Origin of the sequence: Salinarimonas sp. NSM, from assembly GCF_052380005.1 — a bacterium.
Lineage (GTDB): Bacteria > Pseudomonadota > Alphaproteobacteria > Rhizobiales > Beijerinckiaceae > Salinarimonas.
In genome coordinates, this window is sequence record NZ_JBQTCJ010000046.1 from 10,880 (window position 1) to 32,233 (window position 21,354).

The following is a 21,354-nucleotide window of genomic DNA, read 5'->3' on the forward strand; positions in this document are numbered from 1 at the left end:
AATGACCACCCTGCAGCTCAACCTCAGCCGCTCGGGCGGATATTTCGTCTGGACCATCGTGCGCGCCCTCCAGCGCGCCGCCGGCACGACCCCGCGGAGCTTCATCGACGGGCACCGCTTCCGAGCCCAGCGGGACGCCTGGCCCGATCAGCCCTTCGACTTCTTCGCGCTCGATCATCTGACGATCTCGCCGATCGGCCTGTTCTGCGACGTCGACGTGCTGATGCGCGAGTTCGTCCTCGATCTCGACGCGTACATCGCCGCGAGCACGCTCGTCACCTCGGACTCGCCGATCGGGCCGCGCCACGCGGAGATCCTGCCGCGCTTCTCGGGCCGGTTCTACCTCGTGCGCGATCCGCGCGACCGGCTCGTCTCCTGGTCGACGTTCGCCTTCAAGCCCTATTTCAGGCGCTACGGCTGGTCGCCCGCGCGCTCGCCGGCGGAGTTCCTCGATCTGCATCTCGAGGCGCTCATGAGCGACTGGCGCGATCACGTGACGGGCGTCCTCGCCGTGCAGGAGACCCACGACATCCACGTCGTGCGCTACGAGGACATCCTCTCCGACTTCGAGGGCACCGTCGGCGGTCTCGCGCGCCATCTCGGCCTCGACGTCGGCCCGGCGGACCTGCGCGACGTGGCGCAGAGCGTCTCGTTCGAGAAGCTGGCGCAGGTCGCTCCCGAGCATCTCCAGCACGGGGTCTCGGGGCGGTGGGCCGAGGTGCTGACGAAGGACCAGGTCGGCGCCTGCGAGGCGATCGCGGGCGAGGCGATGCGGCGCCTCGGCTACGGGGTCGGATCGTGAGCGGCCCCGCAGCGGCCCCCTCCGCGGCATCCGTCGCGGCACCCTTCGCGGCGACGGGGCTGCGCTGGCAGGTCGTCTGGATCATCCTGCTCACGGGCGTCGCCTTCGCCGCCTACGGGCTCCTCAACCCGCTTCTCGTGGTCGGCCTCTCCGCCGCGGGGGAGAGCAACCTGACGATCGGCCTCGTCATCGGCGTCTGGGCGCTGCCCATCTCCCTGCTGGCGCCCGTGTACCCGCGGCTCCTGCGCCGGCTGTCGGTGGACCGCGCGCTGGCGATCGCGCTCGTGGGCGCGGCGGCCCCGATCGTGCTCCTGCCGCTCATGCCGTCACCGGTCGCGATGATGGCGCTGCAGGCGGTCGGCGGCGCCTGCTTCGGGATGTTCTGGGTGGCGAGCGAGGCGGTGATGATCCGCGTCGTCAACCCGGCGAAGCTCGGTCGGATCATGTCGATCTGGGGTCTCGCTCCGTCGATCGGCGCCTTGTGCGGCTCGCTCGTGCCGAACCTCGTCGGGTTCGAGGGCGTGCTGCCCTTCGCCGTCTCGACCGGGTTCATGGCCTGCGCCGGCCTGATGGCGCTGGCGCTGCGGCTGCCGCCCGTCTTCGCGGAGAGCGAAGCGCGGCGCGGCGAGCTGCTGCGCGTCGCCATGCTCTTCCCCGGCCTCTTGTTCATCGCCTTCATCTCCGGCGTGTTCGAGAGCGTGCCCTGGGCCATGCTCGTCGCCTGGGGCATCGCCAAGGGCCTCGCGAGCGAGGACGCGGTGCTGCTGCTCTCGGTCTTCTTCGCCGGGCAGTGCCTGTTCGCGTGGCACACGGGCAAGATCATCGACGCCGTCTCGCCGGCGCGGGCGGTCGCCTGGTTCTCGGCGCTCGGCTTCGTGCTCTCGCTGGCGCTCACGCAGGTGACGGGAAGCCTTCTCGCCACGATGCTCGTCGTGCTGCTCTGGAGCCCGATCATCAACGCCTACCGCGCGACCGCGATGGTCATGCTCGGGCGCAGCGTGCCCGCCGGGCTGTTCCTGACGGCGAACGCCGTCTTCGTGCTCTCGGCGAACTCCGGCGAGCTCGTGGGCCCGCCGGCGGCCGGCGTGCTGATCGATCGCTTCGGGCCCGACGCCATGCCGATGATGGTCGCCGCGGCGGCGGCGATCGCCGGTGGTGCGGCGCTCGTCATGCTCCGGCGCCCGACGAGCCGAAACTCGAAAGGAGAAACCGCATGACCTCGCGACACGCCCCGGCGGATCGGCGCGACGGCTACCACGTCTGGCATCCCTGGACGGACATGGCGCGCATGGAGGAGGCGGGCGATCCGCTCCGGCTCACGCATGCGCGCGGCTCCTTCGTGCATGCCGACGAGCGGGCGCTGTTCGACGCGTCCGCGGGACTGTGGAACGTCAACCTCGGCCACGGCGACGGGCGCATCTCGCGGGCGATCGCGCAGGCGCTCGACCGCCTGACCTTCCACAGCCTGATCGACACGCCCTCGCGCGCCGCCGACCGGCTCGCCGCGGCCCTGCTCGAGAATGCGCCCCCGAATCTCGCGCGCGTCATGTTCCATTGCAGCGGAACGGCGGCGACGGAGGGCGCGCTGCTCACGCTGCGCCAGCTCGCCCTGCGCGAGGGCCGCCCGCGCAAGACGGAGATCGTCGCCATCGCGGGCGGCTTCCACGGCAGCTCCTACCTGATGACCGCGGTCTCGGGCCTGCCCGAGGACGCCGCGCAGATCGCGCCGTTGCCCGAGGGCCTCCACCACATCCCCGCGCCGCTCGACGCACGCGGGGCCCGCGCCGGCCTCGACGCCCTGCGCCGCCTCGTCGAGACGCGCGGGCCCGAGCGCCTCCAGTCCTTCATCGCCGAGCCGGTGATGGGCTGCGAGGGCGCGCTCGCTCTGCCGCACGACTGGCTCGCCGAGGCCGTCGCCCTGTGCCGCACGGCTGGCATGACGATCGTCGCCGACGAGGTCGCCACGGGGCTCGGGCGCTGCGGCTCCTGGTTCGCGTGGCCGCGCGACGTGCCGGTCGACGCGCTCGTCGTCGGCAAGGGCCTGTCCGCCGGCTACCTGCCGCTCGCGGCGACGCTGTTCGACGCCGACGTCTTCGCCCGCTTCACGGCGGCGCGCGATCACGGCCCGCTGCGCTACGGCTCGACCATGGACGGCTGCCCCGCGGCGCTGGCGGCGGGGCTCGCGGTGCTCGAGATCCTCGCCGCGGACGACGTGCCCGGTGCGGTGCGTGCGACCCGCCGGGCGATCGACCCCGCCCTCGCGGCCCTCGCCGCGTCCCCGATGGTGCGCGGCATCGAGGGCGCCGGGCTGATGATCGGCATCCGCCTGTGCGACACCGCCGACGGAGGCGACCTCCCTGCCGAGCGGGTGCACGCGGTCTGCGCGCGCCTGCGCGACGCCGGCGTGCTGCTCCACCCGGAAGGCTGCAGCGCGCTCCTGTTCTATCCGCCGCTGACGGCCGGCGTGGCGGAGATCGAGGACGCGCTCGGGACCGTCGCCGGCGTGCTCGCGGAAATGGTGCGGGTCGCGCTCGCGGTGAGGTCGCCGGCATGATCACGCTTCGTCCCGACCCCGCGGTCACGCGACGCGTCGTCGTCCTCGGTTACGGCACGATCGCGACCTGCCTCCTCGACATGATGCTCGCCGAGGGGCTCGACGCGACGCTCGAGATCGTGGCCGCGAGCGCGGAGGAGCCCGGCGCGGTGGCCGCCGACGCGCGGCTCGCGCGCATCCCCTACCGCCATTGCCGGCTGCGCGAGGAGACCTATCGGGACGACCTCGCGCGCCTGCTCGGGCCGGGCGATCTCCTCGTCAACCTCGCGGTCTCGGTCGATTGCCTCGACCTTGCGGACTGGTGCCAGAGGAACGGCGTCCTCTACATCGACACCGCCTTCGAGCCGTGGGACGGCGACGTGTTCGAGGAGCGCCTCCCGCCGGAGCAGCGCACGGTCTACTGGTATCATGCGCAGGCGCGGGGCCGTGCGCGGGAGTCCTGGCGCCCGGGCGGGCCGACGGCGGTGTTCGGGCACGGCGCCAACCCGGGGCTCGTCTCGCACTTCGTCAAGGCGGCGCTCCTCCAGGCCGCCGAGAGCGTCGAGCCGGGGGCGGTCCCGCCGACGAGCCGTGTGGGCTGGGCGGAGCTCGCGCGCACGCTCGACGTGCGGGTCGTCCACTTCAGCGAGCGGGACACGCAGGTGTCGTCGATCCCCCGCCGGCCCGGGCACTTCCACAACACCTGGAGCATCGTCGGCTTCATCGAGGAGGCGAGCCGGCCGAGCGAGATCGGCTGGGGCACGCACGAGCGCACGCTCCCACCCGGCGCCCGCGCGCACGGGCACGGGCCCGGCAACGCGCTCTACGTGCCGCGCCCGGCGGTCGGTGTCGGCATCCGCAGCTACGTCCCGCGCGGGGGCGCGATCATCGGGATCGCGCTGCCGCATTCGGAGTGCATCACGACGAGTGAGTACCTCACCGTCTCGCAGGACGGCGTCGCCGTCTACCGCCCGACCGTGGCCTACAGCTACCTGCCGTGCGACGCCGCGCTGAGCAGCATCCTCGAGGTCGGCATGCAGGGCTGGGCGATCCCCGAGAACGCCGTCATCCTCAACGAGGACATCGTCACCGGCGCCGACGAGCTCGGCGTGCTGATGCTCGGCCCGCGGATCGGCGGGCTGTGGTACGGGTCATATCTCGACGTGGCGAGCTCCCGCGCGGTGCTCCCGGGGCACAACCCGACGGCCGTCCAGGTCGCGGCCGGCGCGCTCGGCGCGCTCGTGTGGGTGCTGCGCAACCCGGCGCGGGGCTTCTGCGAACCGGAGGACCTGCCCTTCGCCGAGGTGCTGGAGACGGCGGGTCCCTACCTGGGAGAGCTGCGCGGCGTCGCGACCGACTGGCTGCCGGAGCCGGCCGAAGCGCGCCTCTATCCCGAGATGCGGCCGGACGGGGAGGATCCGTATCAGTTCGCGCGCTTCCTCGCGCGCAGCGGCTGAGGCGCCCGGCCGTCAGATGATGGTCGCGCGCACCTTGGCCGAGACCCACTCCGAGACGACGACGGTCGCGAGGATGACGATGAAGATCACCGTCACCTCCGACCAGGCGAGGCGCGCGAGCGAGGAGTTGAGCTGCACGCCGATGCCGCCCGCGCCGACGAGGCCCAGCACCGCGGACTCGCGGATGTTGATGTCCCAGCGGAAGACCGAGACGCCGGCGAAGGTGGGCAGGATCTGCGGCACGATGGCGTAGTCGATGACCTGTGCCCCGCGCGCGCCGGTGGCCTTGACCGCCTCGACCTGGCTCTCGTCGATCTCCTCGATCGCCTCATAGAGCAGCTTGCCGACGAAGCCGATCGAGCGCAGCCCGATGGCGATGATGCCGGCCAGCAGCCCCGGGCCGATGATCGCGACGAGCAGCAGCGCCCAGATCAGCGAGTTGATCGAGCGCGAGGCGACGATGACGAAGAGCGCGATCGGCCGCGCGAAGGCGAGGCTCGGCGTGGTGTTGCGCGCCGCCAGGAAGGCGATCGGCACGGCGATGACGATGCCGAGCAGCGTGCCGAGCGTCGCGATGTTGAGCGTGTCCCACAAGGGCGCCCACAGCCGCTCCATGTAGGACCAGCGCGGCGGCCAGGCGCGGTCGAGCAGGTCCGCCGCCTGTCGGGGCGCGTCCAGGACGAAGAACCAGATCGTGTCGCGCGTCATCACCTGGAAGGCGAAGACCGTGAGCGCCACGAGCGCGAGCCAGCCGGCATAGGCGGCGAATTGCTCGCGCGTGGTGCGGCGCGTCCAGACCGGGCGATCGGCGACGTGGGAGACCGGCATCACTGGATCCGCTTGCGCAGCCAGCTCGAGGAATACTCGGCGGCCATGACGATGAGGATGATGAGGAGCAGCACCGCGGCGGCGGTGTCGTACTCGTAGCGGTCCATGGCGACGTTGAGCGTCGCCCCGATGCCGCCAGCGCCGACGATGCCGATCACCGCCGATTCGCGGAAGTTGATGTCGAGCCGGTACATCGAGAGCCCGACGAGCCGCGGCAGGACCTGGGGTTGGACGCCCCAGTTCAGCACCTGCCACCAGCCGGCACCGGTGGCGCGCATGGCCTCGGCCTGGGCCTCGTCGATGTCCTCGATGTCCTCCGCGAGCAGCTTCGCCATGAAGCCGATCGTCGCGAAGGTCAGCGTCAGGAAGCCGGCGAAGGGGCCGAAGCCGAACATCGCCACGAGCAGGATCGCGATGATGATCTCCTGGAAGGAGCGCGACACGGCGACGATGGCGCGGCACACGGCGTAGACCGGCAGGGGCGCGATGTTGCGCGCCGCCCCGATGCCGATCGGGATCGACAGGATCACCCCCGCGACGGTGGACGTCAGCGTCATCGTCAGGCTCTCGACGAAGCCCTTGACGATGTCGGTCGAGCGGGAGGTGAAGTCCGGCGTGAGGAAGCCCTGCACGAAGCGCAGGCCGCGCTCCATGCCCTCCGCCACGCGTGCCCAGTTCACCTCGACGGTCGAGATCGCGAGCGCGAGGTAGAGCGCGAAGCCGCCGTAGACGACGAGCCGCAGCCAGCCGCGCTGGATGAAGATCGGCGGGCGCTTCCAGCGCCGCCCGGCGAGCGGGGCGGAGGGGCGCGCGGCGAGCGGGGAGGGCGCGTTCATGCCGCGCCCGCTTTCGCGCGCGCCTCGAAGTCGGCGGCGTCGGCGGCGTCCCGCGCCGTCTCGTCCGCCTCCTGGCGCATGGCCTGCCAGTCCTCCGAGCCGTAGATGGCGGTGAGCGCCGCCTCGTCGAGCGCCTCGGGTGGGCCGTCGAAAACGACCTCGCCGGCACGCAGGCCGACGATGCGGTCGACGAACATCTTGGCCAGCAGCACGTCGTGGATGTTGATGATCGCCGGCAGCCGCCGCTCGCGGCAGATCTCGCAGATCAGCCGCATGATCTGGCGCGACGTCTTCGGGTCGAGCGAGGCGGTGGGCTCGTCGACGAGCAGGAGCTCCGGGTCCTGCTCCAGCGCTCGCGCGATGCCCACCCGCTGGCGCTGCCCGCCCGAGAGCGCGTCCGCGCGCTTGTCGACGTGATCGGTGAGCCCGACGCGATCCAGCAGCGCGAAGGCCTTGTCGACGTCGGCCTGCGGGAAGCGCCGCAGGAACGAGCGCCAGAACGGCACGTAGCCGAGCCGTCCGGACAGGACGTTCTCCATCACGGTCAGCCGCTCGACGAGCGCGTATTCCTGGAAGATCATGCCGATGCGCCGGCGCACGCGCCGCAGGTCGGCGCGGCCGGCGCGGGTGATCTCGCGCTCGCCGAGGAAGACCTTGCCGCCGGTCGGCTCGACGAGCCTGTTGACGCAGCGGATCAGCGTCGACTTGCCGGCCCCGGACGGCCCGATCAGCCCGACGACCTGGCCCGACGGCACCTCGAACGAGACGTTCGTCAGGGCCCGGTCGCCGGTCTTGTAGCGCTTGGTCAGGCCCTCGACGCGCAGCATGCCACTCTCCCCCCGTTTCGCGACGGGCGACGCGCCGCCCGAGGGCGCCGCGTCGCCGAGATCTCTCCCTCGTGGGCGAGATCAGTTGCAGGTGTACTCGACGCCGTTGGCCTCGTCGATCTGGCGGATGACGGCCCAGTTCTCCTGGAAGGAGATCTCGATGAACTGGTCCTCGCCGTTGCGGCCGAACTCCTCGGCGAGCGCGGTGCCCTCCCAGTCGTAGGAGAAGAACGCGTCGCGGATCTGCTGCTGCAGCTCGGGCGCGAGGTTGTAGACGACGCCGTAGCCCGTGGTGGGGAAGGTCTGCGAGGTGTAGATCACCGAGAGCTGGTCGGCGTTCACCACCCCGCGATCGAGCATGCGCGCCTTGACCGAGTTGGCGATCGCGGCCGCCGGGTAGTCCTTGTTGGCGACGCCGAGGATCGAGTTGTCGTGGGCGCCCGAGAACACCGGCTCGAAATCGGTCCCGGCGGTCATGCCGAACTCGGAGGCGAGCAGGGCGGAGGGCGCCTTGAAGCCGGAGTTCGAGGTCTCGGAGGTGAAGGCCATCTGCTTGCCGCGGATGTCCTCGACGCTCTCGATGCCCGAGCCCGGATAGGTGATGATCTCCATCTCGTAGCCGTAGGAGCCGTCCGCGGCCGCCATCATGGCGAAGGGACGGAAGCCCGCGCAGGCGACCGCGAGCGGGTTGGAGCCCGTGTTGAAGCCCGCGATGTGCAGGCGCCCGGCGCGCATGGCCTCGATCTGCGCGGCGTTCGACTGGACGGGGAAGAACTGCACGTCCTTGCCGGTCGCCGCCTCGAGATGCTCCAGGAACCCGGCCCACACCTCGGCATAGACCGCGGGGTCCTCGACCGGCGTGTAGGCGAAGATCAGCGTGCCGGGATCGATCTGCTGCGACGGATCGCTCGGGATGTCGGCGACGAGATCGCCGTCGGCGTCGGTGAAGCGATCGCCGAGCGTGAACTCGGCCTGGGCGGCGCCCGTCGCGACGAGCAGCGCCGCGGCGGCTGCGAAGGTGCGGAAGTACATCGGCGTGACCCCTATGGCTGGCGGCCTTGTCACCGGCGTCGCGCGCGGCTCGCGTGACGTCCCGTGCGGCTCCTGGCCCGGTTACTTTCCGCGGATGACAGTCCCGTGACAAGTGCGCGACGGTGGTGAGGCGTGAGGTCGCGGGGGAGGGGGCAGGGATGGTGGGGGCGAGCGCGATCGGGCGTGTTGTTAATTGTCGATATTCATGCTCTCGTGCACGTCAGAAGAGATCTTCGCTATGGCGAGGAATGGTTTACTGCATGGAGCGAGGTCTCTCATGACGATGCTCACCTACGAGGACTTCCGCGGCTCGCTGGAGCGCGAGGACGGGCGCTGGGAAGGGCGCCGAGCCGGCCGTTCGAGCGCGCGCACGGCATGCGGCCGGGCCGGTGATCGTGGCCGGGTCGGTCGCAAGGGGAGCAGTCTCGACGATGCGGGCATCTTCCCTGATGGAAGATGCTCGATACAACACGCCGCAGCCGAGGGCGGGCGCGCCCCTCACCCCGCCCCCAACGTCCTGACCGCCGCATCCCGCGAGAACAAATACAACAGCACCCTGAGCGCCTCCCCCCGCTCCCCCGCCAACCCCGGGTCGCGCTCCACCACCAGCCGCGCATCGTCCCGCGCCGTCTCGAGCAGCCGCCCGTCCGTCTCCGGACGCAGGAGCTTGAAGCCCGGGAGCCCCGATTGCCGCGTGCCCAGCACCTCGCCTTCGCCGCGGAGCTTCAAATCCTCCTCGGCGATGCGGAAGCCGTCCTCCGTCTCGCGCATGATCTCGAGCCGCGCCCGGGCGGTCTCGCCCAGCGGGCCCTTGTACAACAGCAAGCACGTCGAGGCCCCCGAGCCGCGCCCGATGCGCCCGCGCAGCTGGTGGAGCTGCGCCAGCCCGAAGCGCTCGGCGTGCTCGATCACCATGATCGTCGCCTCGGGCACGTCGACGCCGACCTCGATCACGGTGGTGGAGACCAAGAGCGTCGTCTCCCCCGCCTGAAACCGGCGCATGGCCTCGTCCTTGTCGCGGCCGGGCATGCGGCCGTGGATCACGCCCACCTTCTCGCCGAACCAGCGGCCGAGGTCCTCGGCGCGCTCCTCCGCGGCGGCGAGGTCGATGGTCTCGCTCTCCTCGACGAGCGGGCACACCCAGTAGACGCGCGCGCCGGCCTCCATGGCGCGGCCCAGTCCCTTCACCACCTCGCCGATGCGGCCCAGCGCGACGAGCTTCGTCTGGATCGGCTGGCGGCCCGGCGGCTTCTCGTCGAGGACCGAGACGTCCATGTCGCCGAAATAGGTGAGCGCCAGCGTGCGCGGGATCGGGGTCGCGGTCATGACGAGCACGTCCACCGCCTTGCCCTTGGCGCCGAGCGCGAGGCGCTGGTGGACGCCGAAGCGGTGCTGCTCGTCGACCACGGCCAGCCCCAGGTCGTGGAACGTCACCTCGTCCTGGAACAGCGCGTGGGTCCCCACCGCGATCTGCACCGTGCCGTCGGCGAAGCCGGCGAGCGCCGCGCGCCGCTCCGCGCCGCGGTCGCGCCCGGTGAGCAGCGCGATCGAGAGGCCGGCCTCGTCGGCGAAGGGCTTCAGGCGGGCGTAGTGCTGGCGGGCCAGGATCTCGGTCGGCGCCATCATCGCCGCCTGCCGGCCGGCCTCGATGGCGCTCGCCATGGCCAACAGCCCCACCACGGTCTTGCCGGCGCCGACATCGCCCTGGAGGAGGCGCAGCATGCGCTTGTCCGACGCCATGTCGGCGCGGATCTCGGCGACCGCGCGGGCCTGCGCGCCGGTGAGCGCGTAGGGCAGGCCGCGCGTGATCGCCTCGACGAGCCGCCCGTCGCCGGCATTGCAGCGCCCCGGCTTGCGGCGGGCGCGGGCGCGCACGAGCGCGAGCGCCAGCTGCGAGGCGAGCGCCTCGTCGTAGGCGAGGCGCCGGCGGGCCGGGTGCGCCGCGCCGGACTCGCCGGCCACGGCCTCCAGGCTCTCGGGCCGGTGGAGGGCGGCGAGCGCCTCGCGAAAGGGCGGGAAGCGCTCGCGGGCGAGGAACGCGGGGTCCTGCCACTCGGGCAGGTCCGGCACGCGCTCCAGCGCCGCGCCGGCCAGCCGCGCGATCATGCGCGAGGAGAGGCCCTCGGTCTGGCCGTAGACGGTCTCGACCGCCGGGAGCGTGTCGAGCTCGGAGAGGTCGACGATCCGGTCCGGATGCACCATCTGCCGGCGGCCGTCGTAGACCTCGAGCTTGCCCGAGACGACCTTGCGCGCGCCGATCGGCAGGAGCCGCTCGATGCGCGCGCGCGGCATGTTGAAGAACACCAGCGCCACGTCCCCGCTGTCGTCGTCGGCGACGACGCGGTAGGGCGCCTTCGAGCGGTTGAGCGGTCCCGGCTGGTGATGCGAGACGGTGACGACGAGGGAGACGGGCTCGCCGATCGGCGCATCCGCGATCTTCCCCGCGACCTTCCGCGAGACGCCCCCGGTGGGGAGGTGGAACAGGACATCGACCACGCGCGCGGGCTGCCCCGGCTCGCCGACGAGCCGGTCGACGAGGGGCGCGATCTTCGGCCCCACGCCGGGCAGCGAGGTCGCGGGGGCGAAGAGCGGATCGAGGACGGACGGGCGCACCGGCGGCGACTCTCGGGCGGTTCGACGGGGTGCGAAGGTGGACGATCGGGGCGGGGAGGGCAAGGCGGCGGGGCGGGACGCGGCCTCCTATGTCGTCAGGCGACGTACATACAGCCTTTGGCTTGCGGAGCGCGAGCCTGGCCGATAGGTTGCCGGCGGCGATCGAGCGAAACGCAAGGGCGGTCCATAGCCCCGCGCCGGGGACGGGCTCCGCGCGCCTGCGGGCGACAGCCTCGTTCGATCGCTGGAGGAGACATGCGATGACGTGGAGCTTTTCACGCCTGACCGTGTCCGTCACGCTGCACAGGGTGCGGAAGACGAGATGGAACCTCGTCTTCCGCGTCGCCCTGAGCGGCTGACGAAACGAGCGGGGGAGGGGAAACCCTTTCCCGTTCACTCCAATGACGAAGATAGCAAGCCTGCGCCGAATGGCAAGCCGCTTCACCCCACACGGCTGCGTATCAGGCGAATTTCGACCGAAATGCTCGCATCCCGCTGGCGGCCCGTCCCGGAAGGCGCTAGGTTGCCGCCCGCGATCGCGCGAAACGCCAGGGCGGTGAGGCGCCCCGCGCCGGGCTTCCTCCCGGCGCCCTCGGGCGGAGGACCCGCTCGATCGCACGGAGGGCACAGCGATGTCGTGGAATTTTCCGCGCCTGAGCGTGTCGGTCACCGTTCGCTGGGGGCGGAAGGCGAGCCTCACACTCGCCTTCCGCATGTACTCAAGACAGTGACGAAAGAGGGGGGAGGGGAGACCCTTCCCCTCACTCCGGCTCGAAAGATAGCGCACCTTCCGAAAAACGGCAACGCCCCGAGCGTCCGAAGACGACAAAAACGCCACCGACGAGGTTGCGGGCGCTACGCCGTCCACGTGGGTTGCCGCTCGCGATCGGACGAAACGCCAGGGCGGTGAGGCGCCCCGCGCCGGGCTTCCTCCCGGCGGCTCCGGGCGGGGGACCCGCTCGATCGTACGGAGGGCATTTCGATGTCGTGGAAATTTCCGCGCCTGAGCGTGTCCATCAGCTTCCGCTGGATGCGGAAGGCGAGCCTGAACCTCGCCTTCCGCTTGAGCCTGGGAGGCTGATGAAAAGGGTGGGGAGGGGAGACCCTCCTCGCTCACTCCGGGGCCGAAAATAGCACGATCGTCGAAAATGACAATGCCGCCGGGCGCAGCCACCGCAATGCACGCGGCCTCGACTGGCCGGGATCGGCGCACGGAACGTCCCGCGCGGCGGCGTCGTTCACCCGGCTGCCAAACCGGGAGGAGCGTCATGATCGCCGGCACGAGATGGTGGCAGCGCGGCATCATCTACCACGTCTATCCCCGCTCGTTCCAGGACACGGACGCGGACGGGATCGGCGACCTGATGGGTATCGAGCAGCGCCTCGACCACATCGCCGGGCTCGGCTGCGACGCGGTCTGGATCAGCCCCGTGTACCCGTCCCCGATGAAGGACCACGGCTACGACGTGGCCGACTACACCGGCATTCATCCGCTGTTCGGCACGCTGGACGACTTCGATCGGCTGGTGGCGCGGGCGAAGGCGCTCGGGCTGAAGGTCATCATGGACTTCGTGCCCAACCACACGTCCGACCAGCACGCGTGGTTCCTGGAGAGCCGCTCCTCCCGCGACAACCCCAAACGCGACTGGTACGTCTGGCGCGACGCGAAGCCCGACGGGTCGCCGCCCAACAACTGGATCTCGGTGTTCTCCGGCCCGGCCTGGACGTGGGACGAAGCCACGGGGCAGTACTACCTGCACTCCTTCCTGCCCGAGCAGCCGGACCTGAATTGGCGCAACCCCGAGGTTCGTGCCGCGATGTACGACGCCATGCGCTTCTGGCTCGACCGCGGCGTCGACGGTTTCCGGCTAGACGTCGTCTACTACTGCATGAAGGACCCGGAGCTGCGCGACAACCCGCCGAACCCCGGCTGGAAGCCCGGCATGCCGGAGATCGACACGCTGCTGCAGGCGCACTCGAACGATCACGAGGACATGGCGATCGTCATCTCCGAGATGCGCGGGGTCGTCGACGCCTACGACGACCGGCTCCTGATCGGCGAAATCTACCTGCCGCTCGAGCGCCTGATGGCCTATTACGGCCGCGACCTCTCGGGCGCACACCTGCCCTTCAACTTCCAGCTCATCCTCACGCCCTGGGAGGCGCGGGAGGTCGCGGCGCTGGTCACCCAGTACGAAGGCCTGCTGCCGCAGGGCGGCTGGCCCAACTGGGTGCTGGGCAACCACGACCAGAAGCGCGTCGCCGCGCGGGTGGGCGAGGCGCAGGCGCGCATCGCGGCGATGCTGCTGTTCACCCTGCGCGGCACGCCCACCCTCTACTACGGCGACGAGATCGGCATGCCCAACGTCGACATCCCGCCGGGCCGCGGCGAGGACGCCTGGGGCCGCCACGAGGCCGGCTTCTCGCGCGATCCGCAGCGCACGCCGATGCAATGGGACGACACGGAGCACGCCGGCTTCTCGACCGTGGAGCCCTGGCTGCCGCTCTCGCACGACTGGCGCGCGCGCAACGTCGCGGCCCAGGACCGCGACCCGGGCTCGATGCTCACCCTCCATCGTCGGCTGATCGCCCTGCGCCGCGCCTCGCCGGCGCTGGCGATCGGGGACTGGTCCGGTATCGAGACGGTGGTGGGCGACGTCTTCGCCTTCAAGCGGCATCACGAGGGCGACGAGATCACGGTCGTGCTCAACTTCGGCGCCCGCGAGGAGGAGGTCGGCGACCTCCTCCTGCCGGGCGGCGCGGGTCGCATCACGCTTTCCACCCACCTCGACCGCGACGACGAGACGGTCGGCCCTGGCGTGCGGCTGCGGCCGAACGAGGGCGTGATCATCGTCGCTTGAGGCGCGGGAGGACCGACCATGCTCGATCTCTGGTACAAGAACGCCGTCGTCTACTGCGTCGACGTCGAAACCTTCATGGATGCGGACGGCGACGGCTGCGGGGACTTCCAGGGCCTCGCCGACCGGCTCGACCACATCGAGGCGCTCGGCGCGACCTGCATCTGGCTGCTGCCGTTCTACGCCTCGCCCAACCGCGACAACGGCTACGACATCAGCGACTTCTACCAGGTCGACCCGCGGCTCGGGACGCTCGGCGACTTCGTGAACTTCACGCGCGAGGCGAACGGACGGGGCATCCGGGTGATCGTCGATCTCGTGGTCAACCACACCTCGACCGATCACCCCTGGTTCCAGAAGGCCCGCGCCGACCCGGGCTCGCGCTTTCGCGACTTCTATCTCTGGTCGCAGGAGAAGCCGGAGGACGCGGACGAGGGCGTCGTCTTCCCCGGCGTGCAGGACACGACCTGGACCTGGGACGAGCAGGCGCAGGCCTACTACTTCCACCGGTTCTACGCCCATCAGGCCGATCTCAACGTCGCCAACCCGGCGGTGCGCGAGGAGATCGAGAAGATCATGGGCTTCTGGCTGGAGCTCGGCGTCTCCGGCTTCCGGCTCGACGCGGTGCCCTTCCTCATCGAGGACGGCCCGCGCTCCCCCCTGCGCAGCGCGGATCCGGACGCGCAGGCCGACCCGCACGCCTTCCTCACCTATCTCCGCCGCTTCCTGTCGTGGCGCAAGGCGGAGGCGATCCTGCTCGCCGAGGCCAACGTGCCGATGGAGACGATCCCCGCTTATTTCGGCGAGGACGGCGAGCGGATGACGATGGTGTTCGACTTCCTGCTGAACCAGGCCACCTTCCTGGCGCTCGCCCGTGGGGACGCGCGGCCGGTCGCCGAGCTGCTGCGCGAACGTCCGCCGATCCACGAGGTCGGGCAATGGGCGACGTTCCTGCGCAACCACGACGAGCTCGACCTCGGCCGCCTGTCGGACGACGAGCGCGGGGAGGTCTTCGCGGCGTTCGCGCCCGATGCCGGCATGCGCCTCTACGATCGGGGCATCCGCCGGCGCCTCGCGCCCATGCTCGGCGGGGACGGGCGGCGCCTCGCCATGGCCTACAGCCTGATGCTCTCGCTGCCCGGGACGCCGGTGTTCTGGTACGGCGAGGAGATCGGCATGGGCGACAATCTCGACCTGCCGGAGCGCGCCGCCGTCCGCACGCCCTTCCAATGGAGCGACGGGCCGACCGGTGGCTTCTCGACGGCGCCGCCGGAGGACCTCGCGCGGGCGATGGTGCGCGATCCCGAGTTCGCGCCGGACGCGGTCAACGTCGCGCGCCAGACGGAGAACGCGCAGTCGCTGCTCGAGCGCATCCGCCGGCTCGTGCGGGCGCGCCGCGCAGCCCCCGAGATCGGCTGGGGCCTCCACGAGATCCTGGAGACGAGCGACCCCGGCGTGCTGGCGCTGCGGGCGAGCTGGCGGGGCGCGACCATGATCACGCTCCACAACCTCGCGCCGCGTCAGGTGACTGTCGCCCTCGACATCGGCGACGAGCATGCGGTGCTGCGCCCCGTCCTGTGCGATTCGGGCGGGCGCATGCCGCAGGCGGCCGACGAGCCGATCGCGCTGCCGCCCCACGGCTATGCCTGGTTCAGGGCCGACGAGGAGCGGCGCTGAGGCGAGCGGGCCGCCCGGCGGGCCGAGAGGATGCGGAAGCTCTCGAAGCCCGCCGCCATGATCGCCACCGCGCCGAACGCCGCGGGGAAGGCGGTGCGCACGTCGGTCAGCTCGGCCAGCGTCCCAACGGTGAAGGAGGCGACCTGCCCGCCGATCGTGAGGCTCACCACCATCACCGCGGAGAAGGTCGCCGCGCGGGCCGGGTCGCCGTCCATGGCGAGGCCGAGGAACACCGGCAGCATGGCGCCGATGCCCATCCCCAGCGCCACGTTGGCCGCGAGGAGCGTCGCTTCGCCCGGCGCGACCAGCATCGCCGCGTGCCCGGCGAGCGCCGCCGCGAGGAGCAGGCGCACCGCGAGCGCCGAGCGCATCCGGTCGCCGAGCGCGATCGCCGCCACGCGGGCCGCGACCATGCCCGCCGTGAAGGCGGCGAGCGCGATCCGCGCGAAGGCGCCGTCGATGCCAGCGGCGAGGGCCCAGGTGACGAACCAGACGTGCTGCGACCACTCCGTCGCGCCGAGCCCGAACGAGCCCGCCGCGAGCGCGATCAGCGGCGGCCAGTCCCGGCCGCGGGGGCGCGCGGCCGTCGGCGCCGCTGCGGGCTTCGCCGTCGCGCCCCCCGCTTCGCGTCCCACGCCCGCTCTGCCGCCGAAGGCGAAGGCGATCGCGCAGGCGAGGAAGGCAACGCCGATCACGACGAAGGTCACGCGCCAGGACGCGTCCGCCGCGACGAGCCCGACCACGAGCAACGGCGCGACGATGTTGCCGCCGCTGAAGACGAGGTCGAGCACGCCGAGCGCGGAGGTTCGGCGCGCCGGGAACAGCGCGCCGAACAGGGTGTGCGAGGCGGTGAACACCGCCCCGCCGAACAGGCCGAGCGCGGAATAGAGCGCGGCGAAGATCGCGAAGGTCGGCGCCTGCGCCTGCACGAGCGCCGCGACGGCGGTCGCCACCGAGAGGACGAGCAGCAGCCGGTGCGCGGGGGCGAGCCGCAAGAGCCGCTCCGCCGCGGCCGATCCAATCGCGAAGCCGAAGGACCACACGACGAAGATCAGCCCCGCCTCGAAGGAGGAGAGCGACAGCTCGGCGACGACCTCGGGCAGGATCGACCCGACGAGGACGCCGAGCACGCCCCAGACGAAGAACGAGAACGCGACGGCCGCTGCGAGGGGGAGGACGTGCTTATCGGTCAAAACGAACCACCGTTTCCAGATCGGGATTGCAGGAATGATTCTCGAAGGTCCACGCGAGTGCCGACATGTCGCTGAAGCCGATCTGACGAGTGATGATCCAGGAGGGATCGACGATGCGAGACGTGAGCACTCTCAGAGCCGTCCTCATGATCGTCGCCGTCTTCGACATCGGGAATATGTCGACGTCGAAAGGAGCCGCGCACAGATTGATGCCTTTCGCGAGAAGCAGCCAAGTATCGAATTTCTGCAGGGCCTCCGACGCTCCGTAGAGGACGTATTTCGCCGCGGGCGACGCAGCCCGCATCGCGGCGCGACGGGGGTCCCGCGCATCGTCGTCGCCGACGATCGGAGGAAGTGCATCGAAGATGTAGTCGAACTGCTTCCTGCTCTCGTCCGCCTCCGCGAGCGCAGCGGTGTCCTCGAAGACATCTTCGGCATAGCGTTCCTTCGCCAGCGCCGCCCGGTCGGGGTTGCGCTCCAGGACCGCCACTCGGTGCACGCCGAAAAAGTGCTGCAGTATGCTTCCCGCGATGGCTCCGCAAGGTCCTCCGCCGAGCACCAGAATGCGGTCGTCGATCCCGGGCGGATGGCGCAGGATTGCTCGCAGGACAGCGGTAACGGGCTCGAGCAATGGTGCCTCGGCATCGGTAATCTGGTCAGGGACGACGATCGCAGCAGCTCTCTCGTCATCCTTGAAGTACCGAGCCGTCATCTGCGGCGCAGACTTTCGCTCCCCCGGAAACACGGGCCTGATTGCGCGATACTCGGCCAACCCTCCGAAATCGGTTTGGCCGAAATAGGCGATGCGTTGGCCGAGCAGGTTCTCGTCGATTTCTCGACCGACTGCGACGACATCCCCGACATACTCGTGGCCGAGCACGACCGGATATTCGGCGGGAGAAAGATTGCCGTGAAAGTAGGACACATCGGTCGAGCAGATCGAGACGGCGCGCGTCTTCAGGACCACGCCGTCGGAGGGCACCTCGGGTACCGGCAGCCTCCCCTCGGATAGGATGCCGGGTGCGCAGAGGAGCGCAACGCGCATCTCATCGGGAATGGCGTCGGACGGCGCTGACTTGGCTAGCGTCTGAAGCATGTCAACTTCGCTTGAATCGATTCAGAATCAATGCCTGATAGACGTTGCGCAGCGGACTGAGCCACGACGCTCCTTGGGCGCTTCTGATTGGTTGTGCCTCGAAGATGCTTGTGTCCGTCGAGAAGTCAACATGATTACCAAGCGTAAGTATCTCCGGCCTGGTTGATCAAATGATTGCGATCGAGGTTGCAAAGCATTGCGCGGGCTGGCGTCTACCTTGCGACCGGGGTAAGCGCGCGACTTCGTGACGCAGTTAGGAATTGCTCACCCATCTGATCCGCATCGGCGAAGTAGCGCGACGATGTCGCCCCCTCTCTTGGACGAGGTCGAGCACGACGGGCGCCGAAGCCCGCGCCAGGAAGAGCAAGCCGAACGCGATCCTGGTCGGCATTCCGAATGATTGGGGTTCGTCTTATGCGGCGTCATGCCGCGCCGCTCGGCATCAGAATTCTCTTGGCGGTTCGGATCATGTTCGTCCTGCCGCCGTTGTCGAGCCGAACATGCTCACAGCGAGAGGCACCCATGATGTCCCGCGCCGCAAACCGGCTCGCCGTCCGGCCGGCCCCCATTCCGCCGCGCGCTCCGCGCAGGCAGCTCGTCCCGCGCTCGATGCGCCTCGCGTCCGGGATCTTCATCGCCGGGTTGGCGGCCTTCGCGCTTCGTACCGCCACCGCTGAGGCGGAGGGGAGCGCGATCGCCGCGCCGCCGCCGAGCGTCGAGACGGCCGCTCTCGCCGACCCGGGGTCCACCGCGACCGCCGAATGCGCCGCGCTGCCGCACCTGCAGACGGCGCCCGTGTGCATCCAGCGCGTCGACGACGGCTCGCCGCGCCTCGTCCGTGTCGTCTCGGCGGAGGGGGCTCGATGAGTACGTCCGTGCGCCCCGCCGTTCCCGCCGTCTCCCGGATTCCCGTCACCGGCGGTCCCCGCTGGACCCGCGCCGCGGTCGGCTTCCTCGCATCGCAAGGGGCGATGGTCGCCGTCGCCGTCCTGCTCTCGGGCGTCGGCTGACGCGGCGCGTCAGCCGCCCAGCAGCTCGCGGATGAGCGGGTTGGGGAAGCGTCGCCTCAGCGTGATCGCGTAGAAGCCCTCGGAGAGCCGCGGCACCCGGGCGCGCTCCACCAGCGCGCCGCTCTCCAGCTCGTCGCGTACGACGATGGGCGGGACGAGGGTCAGACCGTCGCTCTCGCGGGCGAGCAGGCGCAGCATCGCCATGTCGTCGACCTCCGCGAGGATGGTCGGGCGCACTCGGGCCGCGTCGCAGATCCGGTCGAAGGCGAGGCGGATCTCGCTCTCGGCGGAGGGCAGCACCATCGCCGCGCCGTCGAGGTCCTCGGGAAAGCGCAGCGGCACGCCGTCGGGGACCGGCCGGCCGACGATGGAGACCGGCTGCTCGTCGAGGAGGCGGCTCTCGCGCGGGGCGGCGGCGTCGCGCGGGGCGGGGGCGTTGGCGAGGACGAGGTCGAGCTCGTGCGTGTCGAGCCGCGCCAGCAGCTCCCGCAGCGTCCCCGAGCGTAGCACGAGGTCGACGTCGGCGCGGCCGATCAACGGGCGCAGCAGCGCGAGCTGGAAGTTGCGCGAGAGCGTGGCGATCGCCCCGATCCGCAGCGCCCGGCGCGTGCCGCCGGGGCGCTCGGCGAGCGTCGAGACCAGCTCGTCGCCCGTCTTGAACACGCTCTGCGCATAATCGAGGGCGATCCGCCCCGCCTCGGTGAGCTCGAGCCGCTTGCCGGCGCGGGTGAAGAGCGGATGGCCGAGCTGCTCCTCCAGCGATCGCAGCTGCACCGAGAGCGCCGATTGCGAGACGTTGAGCCGCCGCGCTGCGCGGGTGAGCCCGCCCTCGTTGGCGATGGTCCAGAAATAGCGCAGGTGGTGGTAGTTCAGGGTGGCCATGCGATCGTTCTATTCAAACGAACGTTATCTTGCAATCTTTGAATTTTTAAGAAGCAAACACTCCCCTTATATCCGGACGCGAGACCCGCTGCTCCGGAGAAACGCGTATGACGGCCCTGCTCGCCTGGCTCGCCGCGATCGGCCCTGCCGCCCTCGTCCTCGTCGGCATGATCCCGACGGCCCGCGCCAACGCCGACCCGCGCGGCACCGCGCGCCGCGCGCGCCTCGCCGCCCTCGTCGCGCTCGGCGCGAGCCTGGCGACCGGCCTCGCGGTGATCCTCGCCGGGCCGCTCTACACCGGCACGCTGGGCATCGCCGGCGTGGGCCTCGCGCTCTACGCGGACGCGTTCTCGGCGATCATGCTGGTGCTCGTCTCCTTCGTCGGCGCCATCGTCGTCGCCTACTCGAAGAACTACCTCGACGGCGACCCGGACCAGGGGCGCTTCTTCAAGCGGCTGTGCGTGACCCTCGCCGCGGCGCTCTTGATGATGGGCGCGGGCAACGTGCTCCAGCTCGTGCTGGCCTGGATCGCGACGAGCCTCGCGCTGCACCAGCTCCTCGTCTTCTACAAGGACCGGCCGCAGGCCGTGCTCGCCGCACGCAAGAAGGCGCTGGCGAGCCGCGCGGGCGACGTCGCGCTGGTCCTCGCCGCGATCATCGTGCTCGGCGTCTTCGGCACGCTGGAGATCCCCGTCCTCCTCACCGAGGCGACGGCGATGGCGCAGGCGGGGGAGGTGCCCGCCATCATGCACCTCGCGGTGCTCCTGATCGTCGTCGCCGCGCTGGTGAAGTCGGCCCAGTTCCCGGTCCACGGCTGGCTCGGGGAGGTGATGGAGACGCCGACCCCCGTCTCGGCGCTGCTCCACGCCGGCATCATCAACGGCGGCGGCTTCCTCGTCGTGCGGCTCTCGCCGCTCGTCGTGCTGTCCGCGCCCTCGATGGACGTGCTCGCGCTCGTGGGCGGCTTCACCGCGCTGTTCGGCTCGCTGGTGATGCTGACCGTGCCGAGCGTGAAGGTGGCGCTCGCCTACTCCACCATCGGCCAGATGGGCTTCATGCTGCTGCAATGCGGGCTCGGCGCCTTCTCGGCGGCGGCGCTGCACATCGTGGCGCACGCCCTCTACAAGGCCCACGCCTTCCTCTCCTCGGGCTCGGCGGTCGAGACGATCCGCGCCGCGCTGCCGCCGGAGGAGGCCAAGATGCCGAACCCCGCCGTCTACGGCGGTGCGCTCGCCGCCGCGGTGGCGCTCACCCTCGCGGTCGGCGCGGTGTTCGGGCACGGCGTGCTCGACAATCCCGGCGCCTTCGCGCTCGCCGCGGTCGTGGCGCTTGGCGTCGCCCACTACCTGACGACCGTCCTCTCGGGCGAGAATGCGGTGAAGGCGCTCGGCGCGGCGGTGGCGACCGCGGGCCTCGTGGTCGTGGCCTACTACGGCCTCCAGACCGCGGCCGACCGGCTCCTCGCCGGCGCGGTCGCGCCGAGCCTGCCGCTCGATGGCGCCTTCGACGGCTTCGTCGTGACCCTCGTCGTCGTCTCCTTCGCCGCCGCCCTCGCGGTGCAGAGCTGGGCCCCGGCGCTCGCGAAGCACCGGCCCTTCGCGGCGCTCTACGTCCACATCGCCAACGGCTTCTACGTGAACGCCTACGCCACCCGCCTCGCCGCCCGGCTCGCGCCGGTGACGGCCGTGAAGTCCTGATCCGGAGGCTCTC

At 70.8% G+C, this 21,354-nt stretch carries 17 protein-coding genes; 9 read left to right on the forward strand and 8 right to left on the reverse strand.

Going from position 1 to position 21,354, the window contains the following annotated elements; all coding sequences use genetic code 11:
- Position 1: 1 nt before the first annotated feature.
- The 4 genes from ACTZWW_RS16005 to ACTZWW_RS16020 are packed head-to-tail and all read left to right on the forward strand — an operon-like array spanning position 2 to position 4,792.
- On the forward strand, positions 2–802 hold the full coding sequence (locus ACTZWW_RS16005) for a sulfotransferase domain-containing protein (RefSeq protein WP_444781968.1): 801 nt from the start codon (positions 2–4) through the stop codon (positions 800–802).
- Positions 799–2,019, forward strand: coding sequence for an MFS transporter (locus ACTZWW_RS16010; RefSeq protein WP_444781969.1), 1,221 nt, complete (start codon positions 799–801; stop codon positions 2,017–2,019). Before ACTZWW_RS16005 ends, ACTZWW_RS16010 begins: the two co-directional genes overlap by 4 nt.
- Complete coding sequence (locus tag ACTZWW_RS16015) at positions 2,016–3,356, forward strand: aminotransferase class III-fold pyridoxal phosphate-dependent enzyme (protein WP_444781970.1); 1,341 nt, start codon at positions 2,016–2,018, stop codon at positions 3,354–3,356. The genes ACTZWW_RS16010 and ACTZWW_RS16015 overlap by 4 nt, the downstream gene beginning before the upstream one ends.
- On the forward strand, positions 3,353–4,792 hold the full coding sequence (locus tag ACTZWW_RS16020; protein WP_444781971.1) for a saccharopine dehydrogenase NADP-binding domain-containing protein: 1,440 nt from the start codon (positions 3,353–3,355) through the stop codon (positions 4,790–4,792). Before ACTZWW_RS16015 ends, ACTZWW_RS16020 begins: the two co-directional genes overlap by 4 nt.
- 12 nt (positions 4,793–4,804) lie before the next feature.
- Here the strand turns inward: ACTZWW_RS16020 and phnE (ACTZWW_RS16025) are convergent, their stop codons facing one another.
- The 5 genes from phnE (ACTZWW_RS16025) to recG form a co-directional block, all read right to left on the reverse strand.
- Positions 4,805–5,620 carry a phosphonate ABC transporter, permease protein PhnE gene (gene phnE, locus ACTZWW_RS16025; protein ID WP_444781972.1) on the reverse strand — a complete coding sequence of 272 codons (816 nt, stop codon included), beginning with the start codon at positions 5,618–5,620 and terminating at the stop codon, positions 4,805–4,807.
- A complete protein-coding gene (gene phnE / locus ACTZWW_RS16030) occupies positions 5,620–6,456 on the reverse strand; it encodes a phosphonate ABC transporter, permease protein PhnE (RefSeq protein WP_444781973.1) in 837 nt (278 codons plus the stop codon). Before phnE (ACTZWW_RS16030) ends, phnE (ACTZWW_RS16025) begins: the two co-directional genes overlap by 1 nt.
- A complete protein-coding gene (gene phnC / locus ACTZWW_RS16035) occupies positions 6,453–7,283 on the reverse strand; it encodes a phosphonate ABC transporter ATP-binding protein (RefSeq protein WP_444781974.1) in 831 nt (276 codons plus the stop codon). The genes phnE (ACTZWW_RS16030) and phnC overlap by 4 nt, the downstream gene beginning before the upstream one ends.
- Before the next feature lie 81 nt (positions 7,284–7,364).
- A complete protein-coding gene (gene phnD, locus ACTZWW_RS16040) occupies positions 7,365–8,315 on the reverse strand; it encodes a phosphate/phosphite/phosphonate ABC transporter substrate-binding protein (protein WP_444781975.1) in 951 nt (316 codons plus the stop codon).
- A 498-nt stretch (positions 8,316–8,813) separates the two neighbouring features.
- Entirely contained in the window at positions 8,814–10,928 is a 2,115-nt protein-coding gene (recG, locus tag ACTZWW_RS16045) for an ATP-dependent DNA helicase RecG (protein WP_444781976.1), read from the reverse strand.
- Between the two features lie 1,268 nt (positions 10,929–12,196).
- On the opposite strand from recG, the gene ACTZWW_RS16050 reads away from it, so the two are divergent.
- On the forward strand, positions 12,197–13,789 hold the full coding sequence (locus ACTZWW_RS16050; protein WP_444781977.1) for an alpha-amylase family glycosyl hydrolase: 1,593 nt from the start codon (positions 12,197–12,199) through the stop codon (positions 13,787–13,789).
- An 18-nt stretch (positions 13,790–13,807) separates the two neighbouring features.
- Positions 13,808–15,463, forward strand: coding sequence for an alpha-amylase family protein (locus tag ACTZWW_RS16055; protein ID WP_444781978.1), 1,656 nt, complete (start codon positions 13,808–13,810; stop codon positions 15,461–15,463).
- Here ACTZWW_RS16055 and ACTZWW_RS16060 read toward each other — a convergent pair.
- The gene (locus tag ACTZWW_RS16060) at positions 15,427–16,656 is read right to left on the reverse strand and encodes an MFS transporter (RefSeq protein WP_444781979.1); all 1,230 of its coding nucleotides are present in this window, start codon (positions 16,654–16,656) and stop codon (positions 15,427–15,429) included. The genes ACTZWW_RS16055 and ACTZWW_RS16060 overlap by 37 nt on opposite strands.
- Positions 16,646–17,752, reverse strand: a complete 1,107-nt coding sequence (locus ACTZWW_RS16065) for an alcohol dehydrogenase catalytic domain-containing protein (RefSeq protein ID WP_444781980.1) — start codon at positions 17,750–17,752, stop codon at positions 16,646–16,648. The genes ACTZWW_RS16060 and ACTZWW_RS16065 overlap by 11 nt, the downstream gene beginning before the upstream one ends.
- Positions 17,753–18,274: 522 nt before the next feature.
- On the opposite strand from ACTZWW_RS16065, the gene ACTZWW_RS16070 reads away from it, so the two are divergent.
- The gene (locus ACTZWW_RS16070; protein WP_444781981.1) at positions 18,275–18,619 is read left to right on the forward strand and encodes a hypothetical protein; all 345 of its coding nucleotides are present in this window, start codon (positions 18,275–18,277) and stop codon (positions 18,617–18,619) included.
- Positions 18,616–18,762 (forward strand): hypothetical protein, encoded by a 147-nt coding sequence (locus ACTZWW_RS16075; RefSeq protein WP_444781982.1) that lies wholly within the window; start codon positions 18,616–18,618, stop codon positions 18,760–18,762. Before ACTZWW_RS16070 ends, ACTZWW_RS16075 begins: the two co-directional genes overlap by 4 nt.
- A 9-nt stretch (positions 18,763–18,771) precedes the next feature.
- On the opposite strand, the gene ACTZWW_RS16080 is transcribed toward ACTZWW_RS16075, so the two are convergent.
- Complete coding sequence (locus ACTZWW_RS16080; protein WP_444781983.1) at positions 18,772–19,644, reverse strand: LysR family transcriptional regulator; 873 nt, start codon at positions 19,642–19,644, stop codon at positions 18,772–18,774.
- Between the two features lie 107 nt (positions 19,645–19,751).
- On the opposite strand from ACTZWW_RS16080, the gene ACTZWW_RS16085 reads away from it, so the two are divergent.
- Positions 19,752–21,341 (forward strand): proton-conducting transporter transmembrane domain-containing protein, encoded by a 1,590-nt coding sequence (locus ACTZWW_RS16085; protein WP_444781984.1) that lies wholly within the window; start codon positions 19,752–19,754, stop codon positions 21,339–21,341.
- Positions 21,342–21,354 lie beyond the last annotated feature (13 nt).